Source organism: Bradyrhizobium sp. P2_E8 (genome assembly GCF_056403875.1).
The window spans coordinates 1-870 of record NZ_JBFUES010001695.1; the positions used below are offsets into that span (position 1 = coordinate 1).

The following is an 870-nucleotide window of genomic DNA, read 5'->3' on the forward strand; positions in this document are numbered from 1 at the left end:
CTCCTCAAAGTCGCAAATGTGCGAACGCTGTCGCTGCGCCTCCTGCGGACCTTCAACCGGAAGGCGCTGGGCGTCTAGCCGGAGCTGACGAGGCGCCCGGCGCAGGCCGGCAGTCGCGAACTGCCGTCCCGGACCGTTGGCCGGGAATCTATTGCAGCGGCGACCGCACCCCGGTCGCAGCATCGTAGACCAGGATTTGCAACATCGGGAACCTGCCGAGCAGCTCGGCGCCGGCTTCTCGGGCAGCCGTTTCGCTGTCGTAGCGGGTCTTGAAGTGGCCATCGACCACAAGCGTGAAGCCATCGGCCGGTGCGACGTCAGCCCTTTGAATGATTCTCGGCGCGATCTCGTCGWCGTGCGCTGTCGGCTTTTTCATGGGGTACCTTCATATCGTTGCAGTAGACGGCTCGAGGCGTTCTTGCCCTCAACTGTCTCAGTCGTCCCTCACGATCTCAGGCTTGTCATACAAGACCGCGTTCAGGAGGGAACTGTGAACCTCGATCTTGCCGTTGTAGGTGATGAAACCGAGCTTGCGAAACTTGTTCATGAAGAAGCTGACGCGTGAGCGGGTTGTCCCGATCATCTCTGCGAGGGTCTCCTGACTGACCTGCGCCGAGATGGGCTGCGGGGCGCCATCCTTGCCAAAATTCGCCAGCAGCAGGAGAAGACGCGCAAGCCGCTTCTCGCTCGAATTGAACAACTGGTCGATCAGGTCTTCTTCGATGCGGCTGTTTCGACTGAGCAGATACTCCATGAACAACTCGGAGAACTTTGGTTCACCCTTGAGTGCCGTAAGCATCGCCGATTTCGCGATGGACGTGATCACGCACCGCTCCATCGCCACCGTCGTCGAGATCCGCAAGGGATGGC

General features: G+C 60.2%; 2 protein-coding genes. Both read right to left on the reverse strand.

What is annotated here, in order from left to right; translation table 11 throughout:
- Window positions 1-148: 148 nt before the first annotated feature.
- Entirely contained in the window at window positions 149-376 is a 228-nt protein-coding gene (locus AC1D00_RS43275) for a hypothetical protein (RefSeq protein WP_477014948.1), read from the reverse strand.
- Between the two features lie 57 nt (window positions 377-433).
- On the reverse strand, window positions 434-870 hold a 437-nt coding region (locus tag AC1D00_RS43280; RefSeq protein ID WP_477014949.1), incomplete at its 5' end, for a Crp/Fnr family transcriptional regulator.